This window comes from Staphylococcus sp. MSU001 (genome assembly GCF_052976705.1).
Genome location: NZ_JBRIKK010000018.1, coordinates 1 through 17,043, shown reverse-complemented (window position 1 = coordinate 17,043; position 17,043 = coordinate 1). Strand labels below are relative to the sequence as shown.

The window sequence follows — 17,043 nt, the reverse complement described above, 5'->3', positions numbered from 1 at the left end:
TCATAAAAATACTACTTTTCATGAATTTGAAAACTTGTTTTAGATGTAAATAATGTATCTGCCTCTAAAATAGACTGAGCTTTGGCGCCGTACATATTTATATCATTAGGCATATATTGAGTTTCGATGGAAAATCCAGAATGCGCCTTATAAATATTAAAATCATTGTTCCAAACTTGTGGATCATTAAACGTAAACATTACAAAGTGAGGCATATCAGTCTTAATATTAAGTTCAAATTCAGAATTATCAATGGTAAGCTCATTTCCACCAAATTCGAAAGGATGATCAATGCCATTATAATGATTAATTTGTTGTTGCAAAGTTTCATTGTCACTTTCAAAAATATCTTTTAAATAGACTTTATTTGTACCCAATAATCGATGTAAATCAAGAGATTGCTCCTCTTTAACAATATGTTTATCATTTAACATATACATTTTTAATTCTGAACTATTAATACAGTGGTTATAGACAACATTGTTATCACGATTCAAATTAAAATAAACATGATTTGAAGGATTAAATACTGTTTTTTTTGTTGATTTTGCCTCATATTGTACGGACCATCGATGATTGGCATCATAAGTGTGAATAACCTTTACCATCATATCTCCAGGATAATTGTCCTCTTCTTCTTTAATCGTTGTTGTGAATATAATCTTTACTTGTCCAATATCATCAACTATTTCATAATCAAAAATACGTCTATTTAATCCATGACTGCCCCCATGCAAATGATGTTGACCATCATTTGATTCTAATTGAAAAGTATCATCATCTAATTTAAATGATGCATTTTCAATTCTACCTGCATAGCGACCTATCGTAGCACCAAAATTAAAAGATTCTTCAAAATAAAATTCATCTGCTTCTACTACATTCCCCAAAACGATATTGTTATCATGGTATTTCCAAGAAACAATTCTTGCACCATAGTTTGTAAATACAATTTTCGTATCGTCATTATCAATTTTAATTAAATCTAAACCGTGTCTTTGATGTTCAACTTTAGATATCATTACATAATCTCCCTTTCAACCTTGTAAAATTAACGCCCTTCTAACTATATTTCAATGACTAAAGGCCTCTATCTCACCTGTCCTAATTCCCCTCATCACCTTAGTTAACAGTGTTTATAATTACTTACTTATATCAATTTGATTTGTATTTATAATCGCCAGCCTAGCGATTGATTTAAAAGTTAATAATGATATAAGAACATCTGCTTTTAATTGGACAAATTTTTACATAGAAGAACGTTCAAAGTCTTACATTACTTTCAATTCCCTGATTTTTTAAGACGTTCGCCATAAAAGGGGTAGCTTTTTGGCTAAACAAATCAAACACTTTATACTTTAAAATAGCAATATAAGACTTTTTAAATTCAACTTTTATCAACAGTGTTTCACTTACATATTGTTACACTTTTTCTTGTAATATTCCATAGATTTCGGCAATTAACGTAAATAAATTGTATGTCAGATGATTCGAAAATATAATTATTATTTTTGTAAACACTTACATTCATGTAAACTATACTTGAACATCAAATCGTCGACTCAGAACAATATGATTGATTACAATTACGCTATATATAGGAGGCATACACATGAGTTATAGTATAGGAATTGATTTTGGAACCGCTTCTGGAAGGGTGATATTAGCTGACACATCCAACGGACATATCATATCAAGATATGAGGAAGACTATGCGAACGGAACTTATATGAACTCATTATATGATAAACCGTTACCTGAAAACTACTTCTTACAAAATGCTGACGACTATTTACAAATTCTTGAACAAGGTGTTCAATTTGTATTAGAAGATAGTAAAGTTAATAAAAACGATGTGGTTGGTATTGGAGTCGACTTTACAAGCAGTACAATTATCTTTCTCGATGAACAATTTGAACCGCTTCATCGTCATGAAGATTTAAAGACAAATCCACACGCGTACGTAAAATTATGGAAACATCATGGAGCTCAAGATGAGGCAAACCATATGATTCAGATGAGTAAGAATAAAAATTGGTTAGATTATTATGGCTCAAGCGTAAATAGCGAATGGATGATACCGAAAATCATGGAAGTTAAACATGAAGCACCAGAAATTCTTAGAAGAGCAAGGTATATAATGGAAGCTGGAGATTACATTACTAGTATACTAACAAATTCAAATGTACGATCAAATTGTGGTATTGGCTTTAAAGGTTTTTGGGACAATGATGCAGGGTTTAATTACGAGTTCTTCCATAGCGTGGATCCAGATTTACCTAAAATCGTCAAAGAAAAATGTGAAGCGCCAATCATATCAATTGGAGAAAGTGCAGGTCGTTTATGTAAAGACTATCAACAGATATGGGGTCTTTCTCAAGATGTCCAGGTTTCACCTTTTATCATAGATGCACATTCTGGCGTCTTAGGTGTTGGGGCAATAGAAGCTGGAGAATTCACTGCAGTCATTGGTACAAGTACTTGTCATCTCATGTTAGATTCAAAGCAAGTACCCATTTCTTCTATAACTGGCTCAGTTAAAAATGCTATTATACCTGGATTATATGCCTATGAAGCTGGTCAACCAGCTGTCGGTGATTTGTTCGAATACTCAAAGAACCAAGCACCTAAACATATTGTGGATAAAGCAAATGAACATCATATGCCTGTGCTTAACTATTTAGAAGAATTAGCAAGTCATATTAAAATAGAAGAACAACATGTTGTTGTTTTAGATTGGTTGAATGGAAATCGTAGTATACTAAGTAATAGCCATCTAACTGGAAGTATCTTTGGTCTTACACTTCAAACACCATATGAAATGATTCATCGAGCATATATTGAAGCTACAGCATTTGGAACAAAATTAATTATGAAACAATTTGAAGATAATCATATCCCTGTTCATACAGTATATGCATCTGGCGGTATCCCACAAAAGAGTAAATTACTCGTTGAAATTTATGCAAATGTCTTAAATAAAAAGGTTGTCGTCTTAGATTCGTCTAATGCTTCAGCATTAGGTGCAGCGATGTTAGGTGCAACTGTTGGTAACGCATATAGTACATTAAAAGAGGCGGCATTATCTATGAAGCAACCTATAGCTTATATACAAGAACCTGAATTCCAAAAAGTTCAAGCATATGAACCACTTTACCATAAATATTGTGAACTACATGATTTATTAGGTCGTCAATATCCTGAATTATCATATTTGATTTAAGTTGTTATCCCTTTCAAGACGTTTAATTTTAATCACCGATACCATGATTAAAGTTGAAATGAATAAACATGTCAGCATTGATGCAATAGGACGTCGATGCATAAGAAGTTCCACAGTGATATGAATCAGCGAATATATAGCGAAATTAATCTTAAGCTAAACTCGTTGTTTTTTATTGACTTAATGACGTTTAATAAATTCTGGTTTGCTGTAAACACGTATTTTTCTATTATCATATAGCATGAAGAACAAAATAAGTATCACAAAAATAACTAAACTTGATAATTAAAGCTTAACTTGATAATTAAAGCTTAACTTGAGCTTTTGTTATCAGAGGAACGACAACAAAAGAGCTAAAATACATATAAAGGCATGCAAGGATTAATAACTACTTGATAACGCTTACGCTGAATACATGAACATTTTCAAATCAATTAAAAAACTATCGATACAATTAAAGTACCCGAGACAATCAAGATTGTCTCGGGCTATATTATTGTTTAAATTTTATTTATCAACTGGATTAGCATTATTACCATGGAAATTTGTCTCGTTACGATTGTACTTTGGACTTGGTCCATATTTATTAGACTCTGTTTTACTATCTAAGCAAGTCAATACTAATATTAATATCGACCCAATCCAGTAGATTAAGCAGATAATTCCCATAAATATTAATACCGGTGAATTATCTATATCTGGTATATAATTAAAACCAGATAAAATGACAGTGAAAACATAAAAAATAATCGGGAGAGTCATCGTCATTGAGCGATCATGGAATCTTCTTGATAATATCGCAACATTAGGTATTAATGTAACTAAACTATAAATCAAAATATAAATCACAGAAAAGATTAAAATTCCTACCCCCAACAAGAGAAATCCATAACTTTTAAAAGTTTCACTTAATATTAAAGAGATAATTCCAAAAGCGTAACCAATAATTGTAGGAATCATAAAAATTAAATGCCATAACATAGCAAACCAATACTCACTTCTACGAGAGCGCCCTTTAAAATTAAAATAGTTAGTCCAAAATAATTTAAAAGCTTGTGTAAATCTAACTTTTTCTCTCATTAGATATACTCCTTTTCATTTTGTCATTAAAACAAGTGTTTTAAATCAACACATTATTTGTTACATTAAAAAGAGTTTATTTCTATTAAAACTCATATTGAAAGTATAACAAAAAGTATTTTAAATAAAAATAGTAATATAAAATATAATATTTCAATTTACATTTTTTTAAGTAAATTCTTTTAATAAAAAAGAGAGATGATATATTTGGACTTTATAAATCAGCAGACAACCCAAACTGCAAAAGCTTTATTAGGTGTTAAAATTATATACCAAGATGACTATCAAACATATACTGGATATATTGTAGAAACTGAAGCTTATTTAGGTATACAAGATAAAGCGGCACATGGTTTTGGTGGCAAAATAACGCCAAAAGTGACATCTTTATATAAAAAAGGTGGCACAATATATGCACATGTGATGCATACACATTTATTAATCAATTTTGTTACACGAACTGAGGGCATTCCAGAAGGTGTACTTATTCGTGCTATTGAACCAGATGAAGGTATCGGCGCTATGAACGTCAATCGTGGAAAATCTGGATACGAGCTCACTAATGGTCCAGGAAAATGGACTAAAGCTTTCAATATTCCACGGTCAATTGATGGCTCAACCTTAAATGACTGTAAATTATCTATAGATACCAATCATCGCAAATATCCAAAAACTATTGTAGAAAGTGGTCGTATCGGTATTCCTAATAAAGGAGAATGGACAAATAAACCACTACGTTTCACTGTTAAAGGCAATCCATATGTCTCTAGAATGCGCAAATCAGATTTTCAAAATCCCGACGATACATGGAAATAAAAAAGGGAGCAGGATATTATTATTTGTCCTACTTCCTTTTTCTAAATTTATTCAAATTAAAATCTGCAGAAAAGTGCATTTTAAAATACACCATTCATTGTTTATTGAAAATACCTCTTTCCTCAATTTTTGAGCTAATGATAGAAAAATGCCTTTATTTTACTGTAATATCTCCATTTTCATTAATTAATTTCACTTTATTATTCCCATTGTCAACTTTACTATTATTTAACACACGATGATCGATGTCTGTTTGCCCTTCTTCATTACGAGTGATGATTTGGGTGTGATGAAGTTCTTTTTTATAATTCAAGTTTATATCCCCTTCTTCATTTTTAATACGTAAAGGAATATCAGGGGTCAATTGTTTCATTTGAATATCCCCATTGTCATTTTGAATATCAGCATGATTAAAATGAATATCTTTTGTATGAATATCTCCATCCTCATTATGAAGTGTCACCTTTTTATATCGTCCGTTTTGAACTTTAATGTCTCCAGATTTAGTATCAAATCTTCCTGTGTCACTATTTACTCCAACAACATTTAAATCCCCATCATTAGTTTTAATATCTATGTTTTTAATATATTTAGGTACTGTAATCGTAATATGATTACTAACATTACCTTGTATTCTAAAATTAATATGCGGCCTTGTTTGACGCTCTGTAATTACCCAATGTTGATTGTTCACCTTGCTAGTGACGTTTAAATTTTTGTCATTCCCTTTGGACTTAACCGAAAAATGTTCACCTTTTTTCACAGTTATATCGCTTACTTTTCCATCAACATAAATACTTTTCACAGTATTATCATCATAGTTTTTCATTAAATTTGTTGTTTGATCATTATATTGCTTGTCTTTACTCAATTTTTTATTTTGTGCATATACTCCCACGCTACAAATAATAATTAGTGACAAGCCTATTAATAATATTATCGCTGCAATTTTTTTCATGATTGTACACTTCCTTTGACAATAGAGATATTCCATTTTAAATATTTCATAGTTAAGTAAAATAGCCACTTAATGAGGTAGTAAGTCACCACTGCAAGTACAAGTCCAACACCAAACATTAAACCAGTCATAAATATGTCATATAGGATAATGGAATGAAAACCATCCATAATTCCTTTAATGAGCAACATCAATGGTGCAACTAGTGAAGCTAGAGTAAAAATGATGAAGGTTAATACGAGCAGAATGCTTAAAAAAGCTGGTATTATAACAATAAAAAAGTTAAGCAAACTTAGCCCCATTACTGCTACAATTGCGGATGAAATATTCATTAAGGACACTTTTTGATGTGCATTTTCTACACTAAAAGTAGCTGTAAGTTCCTTACCTATTACTTTTGGATTACCTAACTCTTCACATACTTCTGATTCAGACTTTCCCTCTTGCTGTCCGCTATAAAAGTGCGTATCGTACTCATTCAAAATATCTTCTTTTTCTTCTTTATTCATATGTTTCAAATGCCTTTTAAGTTCTTTTAAATAATCATTTTTATTCATTCATTCTCACTCTCCTCAATGAAATGTTCTACAGCTTCCGTAAACAATTTCCATTCCTCTTCCAATTGATCAACCCTCGCAGCCCCCTGTTGAGTTAATTGATAGTACTTTCTAGACGGTCCTTCAGTTGAAGGTTGATAATACGTACTCAGTTCCCCACTTTTAACCAAACGCCTTAGTAGAGGATAAACTGTACCTTCAGCTATGGTCATGTATCTCGAGATATTTTGTACAAGTGAATAACCATACTGATCTTCTTTTTTAATAATAAGCAGAACGATTAATTCTAAAGCACCTTTCTTAAACTGTGCATTCATATACCTACCTCCTCAATCGTATAAACAGTATTAAACTATACACAGTAGTGATTCAAAATAACTATAGCACCTACTACTATACATTGCAAGGTACTGTGTCTAATTTATTAATACACATATCTTTATACAAATTTCATCATCTTTTATTGATAAATTATAAAAATTAATATTTTTAATATACTTATATCATTATTTGACAAACTGGATTTATTTCATTCGTGTATGTATAATGTGTATTATGGGACTTTATAAGGTTTACATTGAGTTACTCTAATATATAACTAGTTATATAGGGTTTCATACAAAGGGGGCTTTTAAATGATAGAATTTGATGCAATTACCACATTATGTTTGGCATGTGTTTTATATTTAATTGGTCAAACAATAATCAACCATGTTTCTATTTTAAGGCGAATCTGTATTCCGGCACCTGTCATTGGTGGTCTTTTATTTGCAATATTAGTGGCTATATTAGATTCATTTAATATCGTTAAAATAAAACTTGACTCGGCGTTCATTCAGAATTTCTTTATGCTCGCTTTCTTTACTACAATTGGACTGGGCGCATCATTAAAACTATTCAAAATTGGTGGAAAAGTCATGTTGATTTATTTCACTTTTTGTGGAATTATGGCTATTTGTCAGAATATTATTGGTGTATCACTCGCTAAACTCTTAAACATTAAACCTTTATTAGGTCTTACAGCAGGTTCAATGTCAATGGAGGGTGGTCACGGTAATGCTGCAGCTTATGGTAAAACCTTACAAGATATGGGTGTAGATTCAGCAGTTGCAGCTGCTTTAGCTGCCGCTACACTAGGCCTTGTATTCGGTGGACTCATTGGTGGTCCCATCGTTAAATATTTAATAAAACGCTATGATCTTAAGCCAGAGCATCGTGACGATTCATTTAAAAATTATGGTATCGTTGAATACAATCAATCATTACATACAAAATATAAACCTATTCAAGTCTTTTTTATACAATTTTCTATACTCGTATTTTGCATGGCATTAGGAACATATATTGGCAATACTTTTACCGATTTAACCGGAGTTAATATTCCAATGTATGTTGGTTCAATGTTTGTAGCAGTAATTATTAGAAATGCTACAGACTTTATTGGTTGGGATATCGTTGATTTAAAAATGAGCGAACAAATAGGTGATATTTCATTAGGCATCTTTTTATCATTAGCTTTAATGAGTATCCAACTAACTCAAATATATTCTTTAGCTATCCCACTAATCATAATTGTTCTTGTACAAGTCGTATTTATGGTACTGTTCTCGATTTTCATATTATTTAAAGGACTCGGCAAAGATTACGACGCTGCTGTTATGGTAGGAGGATTTATTGGTCATGGTTTGGGCGCAACACCAAATGCGATGGCTAATTTAGATGTTATCACTAAAAAGTTTGGCAACTCTCCTAAAGCATATCTAGTAGTTCCTATTGTTGGTGCTTTCCTCATCGACTTAATCGGTGTAATTATTGTTATGAGTTTTATTCAACTTTTCAGTTAAACCAATCACCTTTTTTATTATAAGTACACGCTTTATAATAAAAACCCATTACATTTCGGCATAACTATATAAAAAACGATAATTCCTATAAATCTCACTTGGGAATTATCGTTTTATTTGTATGTTGAAATTATTACAATATACTATTTCATTTTTTATTTTCTATTTAAATGAAGACCACGTTGATTGATCCATGATATCAACTCCGGACTCATTACGATATCTGCTTGTCGTAAACACTCAATGTTCGGCGCATCTAACATCGTCATAATTTTTTTCATATGTTGAATAAAAGACTCTACATAGTCGATGGTATTTGTAATACCTGATTGTTCTACTTGATTTAAGAACGGGCGAGACATCCCTATTGCTTTTGCACCTAATGCTAAACATTTCACAGCATCGAGTGGCGTTCGTAAGCCACCGCTAGCAAAAATATTTAATCGATCTTGAAATTCAGTACTCTCAAGTAAGGATTCTACGGTAGATTGTCCCCACTGAGATAAATAATTCATATCTTTCTTCGAACGTCTTTCATTTTCAATATCAACAAAATTAGTCCCACCGCGTCCACTGACATCAACATAGTTAACACCAATATCATGCAACGCTTGTAACGTTTCTTTACTCATTCCGAAACCAACTTCTTTAATAATAACTGGAACATCAACGCGTTTAACAATAGATTCAATATTTGACATCCATGAAGCAAATTCACGGTTCCCTTCTGGCATGACTAATTCTTGAGGAGAGTTCACATGAATTTGTAGCGCTTGAGCGTCTAATAATTCAACCGCTTGTAGAGCTTTATCCACTGGTACATCGGCACCCACATTGCTGAAAATGGTTCCTTTGGGATTTGTTTTACGCACAATGCTAAATGTTTCAATCATATTAGGATTTCGCAAAGCTGCATGTGTTGATCCCACCGCCATTGCAATTCCAGTTTCTCTAGCAACAATTGCTAATTTTTCATTAATTTGTTTTGTCCAATCACTTCCACCAGTCATTGCATTTATATAGATTGGGTATGCCAAATCGAATTTCGTTGTATGACTTGTCATATCGACCTGACTAACATCAATACTGGGGATGGAATGATGAACAAATCTCATTTTATCAAAATCTGAAACCAGCGCATCTTTCTGTGACATTGCGATTTCTACATGTTCATTTTTCCTCTGTTCTCTTTGTGAGTCACTCATTAAAACACCCTACCTTTGTTAAATTATTTATATATATATAGTTTTAAAACCATTTTTTCTTTTTAAAGAATATGATTAATATTATTGTTATAATTAGCATTAGAGTTAAGCACACGAAATAAGCATAATGCCATTTCAACTCAGGCATAAATTCAAAGTTCATTCCATATACACCAGCAATAAAAGTGAGTGGTGAGAATATAACAGATACAAGCGTAAGTATCTGCATTATACTGTTCATCCTAAATGACGTGAATGATTCATAATTTTCACGAATCTCATTCGTCATTTCTTGAGAAGTCCGAATAACACTTCTTTGTTTAATAAGATGATCATCAATATGTTGAATATACATTCTATGTTTGGCATCTTTAATTATATTTCCTTCTTGTTTCATTGTATCTACAACTTCTTGCATCGGAAATAATACGCGTTTAATTTTAATTAAATCCGAACGTAATTGAAAAACATTTTCCATAACGCTCTTACTATAGCGGTCATCGACATGCTTAGCTTCAAAATTATACACTTTATCTTCAATACCATAAACAAAGTTAAAATATTTATCCACCATACAATCCAGAATATGAATGACGATATCTGCACAATCTAATTCACTATCATGATTTTCTGAATTGTATTGAGCTACACGCTTTAATGATGGGAAATGTTTGTGATGGTATGTCACTAAAACATTACCTTCTAAAAATACACTTAGTGAGATTGGTGAGTAATCATCATTAATAATACTATGAAATATCATATATTGATACGCGTCATATTCTTTATATTTAACTCGTGGGTCACCATTGATAGCATCATCTATTTCTAAGTAATTGAAATCAAAATGATTTTTTAAATATTCATTTTCTTCATCAGTGGCATTTTCAAAATCATACCATATAATCGTTGCATCTTTAGGAATCTCTTTCACATTTGAAACTAATGTAAGAGGTTGCGATAAAGATTGAAATCTAACGGTCACCGTCATCTTTCTTACCCCCTCATACTTTATAAATTACATTTTATCATGAATTATGTTACATGTATGTGCTCTTTTCGGTTAGTATAGTGTTATAACTAAGGAGGTTAAATAAATGAACAAGACATTTACCGTAACCCGAACTGTGACAGAAGATGCTATAGATGATAATAATCATATGCATGACGCATATTATAATATTATTTTTAGCGAAGTCATTAATAAATTCAATGAGGTTCATGGTTTATCATTACCAGAGAGAGACCGTCTACAGTATACAGTTTTTACTGTTGAAACACATACTACTTTTTTACATGAATTAACACTTGGTCAAGAATTCAATATAGAGTTATTCCTTTATAATTACGATGACAAACGAACTCATTTCTTTCTGAGAATGTTAATTGATAATCAAGAAGTTGTTGCAACCAATGAGGTTATGATGTTAGGAATAGATAGGACACAACGTCGTGCTGCACCATTTCCAAAACATTATCTGAATGCTATACAAGATTATGCTCATAAGCAAGAAAAAATTGAATGGCCACCACAATTAAGCCACTCAATTGGAATACCATATAAAGGAGAATAATAATGTCTATAAGAGAAAAATTAGTAATAGAGCTCATGAATTTAAAAGACACTGTAAAATACGAATTGTCAGAATTAAATGAACAACAATATTTGTTTATGAACGGCCCAGCACCTCAATTGATGAAGCGTGCTATGAAAATGAGCTATATTCTAGGCCAAAAAGAAGCAATTGATTACCTTTTATTACTCATCGACACTAGCCATGAGAATGTCTTACTAGATCACTGTCATGACTATCAAAAACAAATTCAAAGTAAACAATTCTCTTTACAAGAAGATATTATTCACCAAATAAATCAGTCAAAGGACTTCGAATCATTTCTATCAACTTACTATGTAAATAAAGGCAAATATGATATCATCAGCAAAATACAAACTTTCCTTTAATAAATACTATTGTTTAAACAAAATGATTATCTCATTCATCACTAGTTGATAAGCATAGCATTGGTAATTGACTTCATCCTTCCTTTTAGAACAACATTCATATCACTTTTAAAATTCAGTTAGCAATCTATTCAATTCCTACTCTAAAATTGATTTAGTGATGTGTTTTAACACCTTGTGGGATTGGCGTATGGGATAGATAGGAAAATCATGCACCATTTTAGGATACTCTTTAAACTCAACATCGTTCCCACATTCCTCTAGAGCATGAGTAAATGCATGCATGTCTGGGCTTAATATTTCTCTGCCACCTCCATACATATATATAGGTGGCAACCCTTTTAGAGTACCATATAATGGTGATATACGCGCGTCTGATAAAGGTAAATCATTTGCCCAAGATTTCATGAGTTGATGAACACCAAATCGACTAACTAAGATATCATTTTCTTCCAACGTTTGCGTAATATTAGGATTAGTTAAAGTGGCATCTAAAAGCGGTGAAAGTAAAAATAACTTTCTAGGGACTTCTTGATTATCATTGATAAGTGATTGAACAAAACTTAATGCTAGTCCCCCACCAGAACCATCCCCCATCATAACAATGTTTTCCGCACCAACTTCTTCAACTAATTGATTATAAACATCACGAATCGCTTTGAACGTTTCTAAGTAGTGATAATCCGGTGACTTTGGATAGATAGGTAAAACGACCTCGTGCAATGTATTTAAAGTTAGTTTATCCAAAAGTCTCCAATGAAATGGAGAAGGTTGCAAAGTATTATATCCACCATGTAGATAGAGTATCTTTTGATTCTTCTCATGTCTAAAATTAAATCTAAACACTTGCATATCATTTAGAGTAAGTTTATCTAAATTTGACTTTACATTAAGTGTCGCAGGTTGCTGATGTTTTTTACTATTTTCGATACTTCTCTTTTCTAAAAATTTTTTAACTTCATCATGACTACTAAAAAGTATCGATCTATTGTGAAGAATGTATTTATTAACCACGCGATTCATCATTCTATTTTTCATTAATCAATCTACCTACCTCTATTAAAATTTTAAATTTAAGAAATAATTTGTTTAAATATCTATATACCTTTGCAAAAAAAAGATATAATGATAAGTATGTCATTTTAAAGAAATATTTTTTAATCAATACTAAGGATACTAGATTAAACCCAATTATAACAGACATAAAATCAAAAAGATAAACTTAGTAAATTTGCATATAAAGGAGGCATTTAAATGTCTGAAACATTACAAAACCAAAGACAATTCAACTCTCAATTTGAACATCAAGAAATCCATCGTGGAAAAAGATATGGTAAAAAGAAACGTTCATGGGTAAGTCTCATTATTCAAGTTTTCGTTTTAGTATTAACTGCTATTACTGGCTATAGCATGCTTAAACAACCTATATTTAAAATTTCATTTGTAAATGAAACTATAAATTTTCATCAATTAAGAAATTTTCAAGATACCGTTACAAAAATCGGTAATTTAAATTTAGGTAATATTGATCAATTACAACAGTCTGTCGATAATCTCATCATTATATTTAATATTTTCTTTGTCCTATGTCTGATTAGTTTGTTTATAACCGTAATTACAATTATTTTTAATCGCACAGCACTTAAAGTAATCAATATATTACTTTTAGCTATTATGCTAGTCATTACATTGTATTTCAGTTATATCATACATACAATTGCTCAGAAAATTTCCGAATCTCTAAAACAATATTATTTAACAGTATCACCAGAACAAGTATTAACTGAAGCAGATGCGATTCACAATGCACTGATACTCATTGGATGTAGTATTGCGTTATTGATTGTAAGTTTGTTTTTCCGTAATCGTTTACCACGTATTAAATAAAGATGATTTTAATGTTCTTTTAATACGAGAATCATCTCTTTTGTTTATGATTCCGGGACATAAAGTTTCTGGATAAGTGAAAAAGACAAATTCTATTGAAATAATATAGAATTTGTCTTTTTATAAAAATAACCACCTAGACGCTCTTAACGTCGTAGGTGGTTATTTACATCTCTTAATTATTTATCTTGTTGCGAAGGATAATCTTCAGCATTTGCTTTTTCAGCTGATAATTGAGCCTTTTTCTTGGCCTGTAAGAACAAGCTTAATATCAGTGCAATCGCACTAATAATTGTAGCAACAATGAATGCATCATTTACACCTTCTACAGATGCAAGTTTATTGACATGTTCGAGTAATACTTTCATTGCTGCAGACTCACCACCATACTGTTGGGCAAGTTCACGCATATGGTCTTGAATGACGGGATTCGTTTTATCTAACTCTTCACTAAAAGCAGAAAGATGATTTGTTTGTTGTGTCGTCATAACCGTAACCAAAATAGCTGTACCAATTGAACCAGCTAATTGTCTCATTGTATTAACAAACGCATTACCATGAGAAATTAAGCGTGGTGGTAAAGCATTCATACCTGCTGTCATAATAGGCATCATTATAAACGCCATACCAAATGAACGCACAATATATATCCACATAATATGAAGATATGTTGTATCCATGTTTAATTTACTTAATTCCCATGTCGCATACGTCATAATACCAATACCAAATATTGCTAATGGTTTAATACCGATTGTATCTAACAATTTACCTGCCACCGGACCTAATGCTCCCATGACTAATGCACCTGGCAATAGTAATAATCCAGAGTCTAATGCTGAAAAACCTCTAAGATTTTGTAAATATAATGGAAGTAAAATCATTCCTCCGTATAAACTCATCATCACAATCATATTGATAATAGTTGTAAGTGTATAAGTTGGATATTTTAATACTTCCAAGTTCAACATTGGCGCTTTCATTCTTAGTTCTCTTAAAATAAAGAAGATAATGAAAACCGTACCAACAATAAACATTGTTACAATCTCGGTTGATCCCCATCCTTTATTACCGGCTTCTGAGAAACCATATAATAAGGAACCAAATCCAATCGTACTATAAATAATTCCAGGGATATCTGCTTTCGGATTTGTCGTACTTTGATACAACTTAAACCAAAATAGACCAATTACGATAGCAATAATACCTATAAAGAACATGCCGTAAAACATCACATTCCAATGATAATTTTGCACAATATAACCTGAAAGTGTTGGACCGATTGCAGGTGCTAATATCATTGCAATGCCCATTGTCCCCATTGCCACACCGCGTTTTTCAGGTGGGAAAATGGTAACAATAACGTTAGAACCTAACGGCATCAATATACCTGCGCCTATGGCTTGTAATATACGTCCACTCATCATAATTGGGAAATTAAATGAGATTGCACAAACTAAGGAACCTAACGTAAATAGTGCTAAACCTATAATAAACAATTTTCTATAAGAATATTTATTAAATAAAAAGGCACTAATAGGTATTAATATACCGTTCACTAACATAAAACCAGTCATTAACCATTGACCAGTTGAGGCAGAAATATTAAACTCTGTATTTATTTTAGGCAATGCCACATTTAATAGAGTTTGGTTTAGAATCGCGATAAACATACCAAATAACATTGCCGCTAAAATTTTACCTCTTGTTATACCTTTACCAAAAATAAAGTTAGACTCTTGATTTTTAATTCTTTCATTCACTCTACCTTCAGTAGAATTTGGATCGATAGGGTTCAACACATCGTTTGATGCGTCATCTTCCTCTTGGTTCTTATGACTTAATGCGTTTCTATCCTCTTTACTTTCTGTATTGATAGATTGAGATGCATTATCTATTTCTGAGTCAAAGTGATTTTTTCGTTTTTCATCTTCAATATCATTTGATTGCGTTGAATCAGTATTTGACTTAGTTGTTTGTTCTAAATCGCTTGCTTTAAATTTAGATTGATTGCTTTCTCTCTTAGAATCTATTGTCGAACGTTGTTCCACTCTTCTGTCTTTATTTTTTCTTTTACGCTTAATTAAAAAGAAATTAATAAAACCAATGAGTATGAGCGCTACTACAATATATATAATAATGAAGGTCGCTGTCATAAAATGACCCCCTTAATTTTTATGAATTTTAACTTCAGCGTTCATACCTGGGACAACATTTTTAGATGGATTAGAATCTAAAGAGATTTTTACGGGTACTACCTGAGAAACTTTCGTATAGTTACCGTCGCTATTTGATGAAGGCATCAATGAAAAGCTAGCTGCAGTCGCTTGGCCTACTTCTTCAACCTTACCTTTGATTGATGCTTTTTGACCGTCGATATCTACATCAACATCGTTGCCTTTTTCCACGTCAGAAATATCTTTTTCATCTACATTAGCTGTTATATATAGATCATCTAAATTATATGCATATGCAATTGGGTTCCCTGCTTGAGTCATAGAACCTTCGATACCATCTGTTTTAACAATCGTACCTTTTTGTGGCATTTTGATGTTCATATCTTTTGATTGCCCATCTTGGCCTTGTGCTAAAACTTCTGCTACTTTATCACCTTTATCAAGTTTGTCTCCTTGCTTAACATTAAGAGATTTAATTTGTCCAGATGCAGGACTTGAGATTTTTATTTGATCTCCATCAACTTTTGCATTGTCAGTTGTCACATAACTTGTTGTGTTATGCCAGAACCAAAAGCCTAACACACCAATAACAACTAGGACAATGATAGTAATCACATTGATTAATATCATTTTTTTCATGAATATACCCTCCTATTTGCTTTTAAAATTCACTTTATCTATTATAGAGATGTGTAAATAAAAAATACACCAACATTTTTAATAATTGTGTTGGTTTAGAGTTTATTTATTTAAATTTTCTTTTTGATTTAGGTGAATATATGAAACAACGTGCGAAATATAAAATAATAAAAAGTTTAATCGAACTTTTAGAATACTATCCTTTTGATGAAATAACCATTAAAATGATATGTGCTTATAGTGGCGTGAATCGCTCTACTTTTTATGATCATTTTCAAGATAAATATCAATTACTAGATAAGATTCAAAATTATCATTTAAACAAATATATGTCATTACTACAATCCTTCTATAACGATTTTCATCATATCAAAACAGATCAAAAAAAATTATATAAATTTTTCTTATTGATAGCCAAATATATTAAACGTAAAGAAGCGTTCTACAGAGCAACGCTTGTAACATATCCTAATAAAGATATTGCATTAGATTACATTAACGCCACTAAAACATGTTATGAAAAAGTCATGGATAGATATGAAACCTCAATAAATAATAAACGTATGTTTATCATTTATTCAGTTGGTGGTCAAGCAGGTGTATTTATCGATTGGTTACGTAATGGATGCCTCGAATCTCCTCAAGAGGTTGCTCAAGTTCTTTTAGCAAATACAATTAAATTACAACGATAAAA

General features: G+C 31.5%; 17 protein-coding genes. 7 read left to right on the top strand and 10 right to left on the bottom strand.

All coding sequences use genetic code 11. From position 1 onward, the window contains the following. Positions 1–11 precede the first annotated feature (11 nt). A complete protein-coding gene (locus ACVBFA_RS09140) occupies positions 12–1,022 on the bottom strand; it encodes an aldose epimerase family protein (RefSeq protein ID WP_126122378.1) in 1,011 nt (336 codons plus the stop codon). Between the two features lie 590 nt (positions 1,023–1,612). Here ACVBFA_RS09140 and ACVBFA_RS09135 point away from each other — a divergent pair. Then, positions 1,613–3,223 carry a ribulokinase gene (locus ACVBFA_RS09135; protein ID WP_126122379.1) on the top strand — a complete coding sequence of 537 codons (1,611 nt, stop codon included), beginning with the start codon at positions 1,613–1,615 and terminating at the stop codon, positions 3,221–3,223. A 507-nt stretch (positions 3,224–3,730) separates the two neighbouring features. Here the strand turns inward: ACVBFA_RS09135 and ACVBFA_RS09130 are convergent. Then, positions 3,731–4,303, bottom strand: coding sequence for a DUF805 domain-containing protein (locus tag ACVBFA_RS09130; protein ID WP_126122380.1), 573 nt, complete (start codon positions 4,301–4,303; stop codon positions 3,731–3,733). A gap of 207 nt (positions 4,304–4,510) precedes the next feature. On the opposite strand from ACVBFA_RS09130, the gene ACVBFA_RS09125 reads away from it, so the two are divergent. Then, complete coding sequence (locus tag ACVBFA_RS09125) at positions 4,511–5,119, top strand: DNA-3-methyladenine glycosylase (RefSeq protein WP_002457274.1); 609 nt, start codon at positions 4,511–4,513, stop codon at positions 5,117–5,119. 154 nt (positions 5,120–5,273) lie between these two features. Here the strand turns inward: ACVBFA_RS09125 and ACVBFA_RS09120 are convergent, their stop codons facing one another. The 3 genes from ACVBFA_RS09120 to ACVBFA_RS09110 are packed head-to-tail and all read right to left on the bottom strand — an operon-like array spanning position 5,274 to position 6,951. After that, on the bottom strand, positions 5,274–6,077 hold the full coding sequence (locus ACVBFA_RS09120; protein ID WP_046044449.1) for a DUF4097 family beta strand repeat-containing protein: 804 nt from the start codon (positions 6,075–6,077) through the stop codon (positions 5,274–5,276). Next, on the bottom strand, positions 6,074–6,634 hold the full coding sequence (locus tag ACVBFA_RS09115) for a DUF1700 domain-containing protein (protein WP_002491130.1): 561 nt from the start codon (positions 6,632–6,634) through the stop codon (positions 6,074–6,076). The genes ACVBFA_RS09120 and ACVBFA_RS09115 overlap by 4 nt, the downstream gene beginning before the upstream one ends. Further along, positions 6,631–6,951, bottom strand: a complete 321-nt coding sequence (locus ACVBFA_RS09110) for a PadR family transcriptional regulator (RefSeq protein ID WP_002447239.1) — start codon at positions 6,949–6,951, stop codon at positions 6,631–6,633. Before ACVBFA_RS09110 ends, ACVBFA_RS09115 begins: the two co-directional genes overlap by 4 nt. A gap of 318 nt (positions 6,952–7,269) precedes the next feature. Between ACVBFA_RS09110 and gltS the strand changes: the two genes are divergently transcribed. Further along, on the top strand, positions 7,270–8,478 hold the full coding sequence (gene gltS, locus ACVBFA_RS09105) for a sodium/glutamate symporter (RefSeq protein ID WP_002447238.1): 1,209 nt from the start codon (positions 7,270–7,272) through the stop codon (positions 8,476–8,478). Between the two features lie 155 nt (positions 8,479–8,633). Here the strand turns inward: gltS and fni are convergent, their stop codons facing one another. Continuing rightward, positions 8,634–9,683 (bottom strand): type 2 isopentenyl-diphosphate Delta-isomerase, encoded by a 1,050-nt coding sequence (gene fni / locus ACVBFA_RS09100; RefSeq protein ID WP_002487588.1) that lies wholly within the window; start codon positions 9,681–9,683, stop codon positions 8,634–8,636. Between the two features lie 43 nt (positions 9,684–9,726). Beyond that, positions 9,727–10,674: a magnesium/cobalt transporter CorA gene (gene corA, locus ACVBFA_RS09095; protein WP_002447236.1), complete on the bottom strand. Its 948-nt coding sequence runs from the start codon at positions 10,672–10,674 to the stop codon at positions 9,727–9,729. A gap of 106 nt (positions 10,675–10,780) precedes the next feature. Between corA and ACVBFA_RS09090 the strand changes: the two genes are divergently transcribed. Both ACVBFA_RS09090 and ACVBFA_RS09085 read left to right on the top strand, forming a co-directional pair. Next, positions 10,781–11,257, top strand: a complete 477-nt coding sequence (locus ACVBFA_RS09090) for a thioesterase family protein (protein WP_126122381.1) — start codon at positions 10,781–10,783, stop codon at positions 11,255–11,257. Between the two features lie 2 nt (positions 11,258–11,259). Continuing rightward, positions 11,260–11,646 (top strand): hypothetical protein, encoded by a 387-nt coding sequence (locus tag ACVBFA_RS09085; protein WP_002491122.1) that lies wholly within the window; start codon positions 11,260–11,262, stop codon positions 11,644–11,646. A 138-nt stretch (positions 11,647–11,784) separates the two neighbouring features. Here ACVBFA_RS09085 and ACVBFA_RS09080 read toward each other — a convergent pair whose 3' ends face one another. Further along, positions 11,785–12,684 carry an alpha/beta hydrolase gene (locus ACVBFA_RS09080; RefSeq protein WP_126122382.1) on the bottom strand — a complete coding sequence of 300 codons (900 nt, stop codon included), beginning with the start codon at positions 12,682–12,684 and terminating at the stop codon, positions 11,785–11,787. A 216-nt stretch (positions 12,685–12,900) separates the two neighbouring features. Here ACVBFA_RS09080 and ACVBFA_RS09075 point away from each other — a divergent pair, with 216 nt between their 5' ends. Beyond that, positions 12,901–13,533 (top strand): hypothetical protein, encoded by a 633-nt coding sequence (locus tag ACVBFA_RS09075; RefSeq protein ID WP_126122781.1) that lies wholly within the window; start codon positions 12,901–12,903, stop codon positions 13,531–13,533. Between the two features lie 179 nt (positions 13,534–13,712). On the opposite strand, the gene ACVBFA_RS09070 is transcribed toward ACVBFA_RS09075, so the two are convergent. Together ACVBFA_RS09070 and ACVBFA_RS09065 are read right to left on the bottom strand one after the other, a co-directional pair. Further along, positions 13,713–15,689, bottom strand: a complete 1,977-nt coding sequence (locus ACVBFA_RS09070) for a DHA2 family efflux MFS transporter permease subunit (protein ID WP_126122643.1) — start codon at positions 15,687–15,689, stop codon at positions 13,713–13,715. A gap of 12 nt (positions 15,690–15,701) precedes the next feature. Continuing rightward, entirely contained in the window at positions 15,702–16,349 is a 648-nt protein-coding gene (locus ACVBFA_RS09065) for an HlyD family secretion protein (protein ID WP_001831502.1), read from the bottom strand. Positions 16,350–16,489: 140 nt separating this feature from the next. Here ACVBFA_RS09065 and ACVBFA_RS09060 point away from each other — a divergent pair, with 140 nt between their 5' ends. Then, positions 16,490–17,041 (top strand): TetR/AcrR family transcriptional regulator, encoded by a 552-nt coding sequence (locus ACVBFA_RS09060; RefSeq protein ID WP_020363046.1) that lies wholly within the window; start codon positions 16,490–16,492, stop codon positions 17,039–17,041. Positions 17,042–17,043 lie beyond the last annotated feature (2 nt).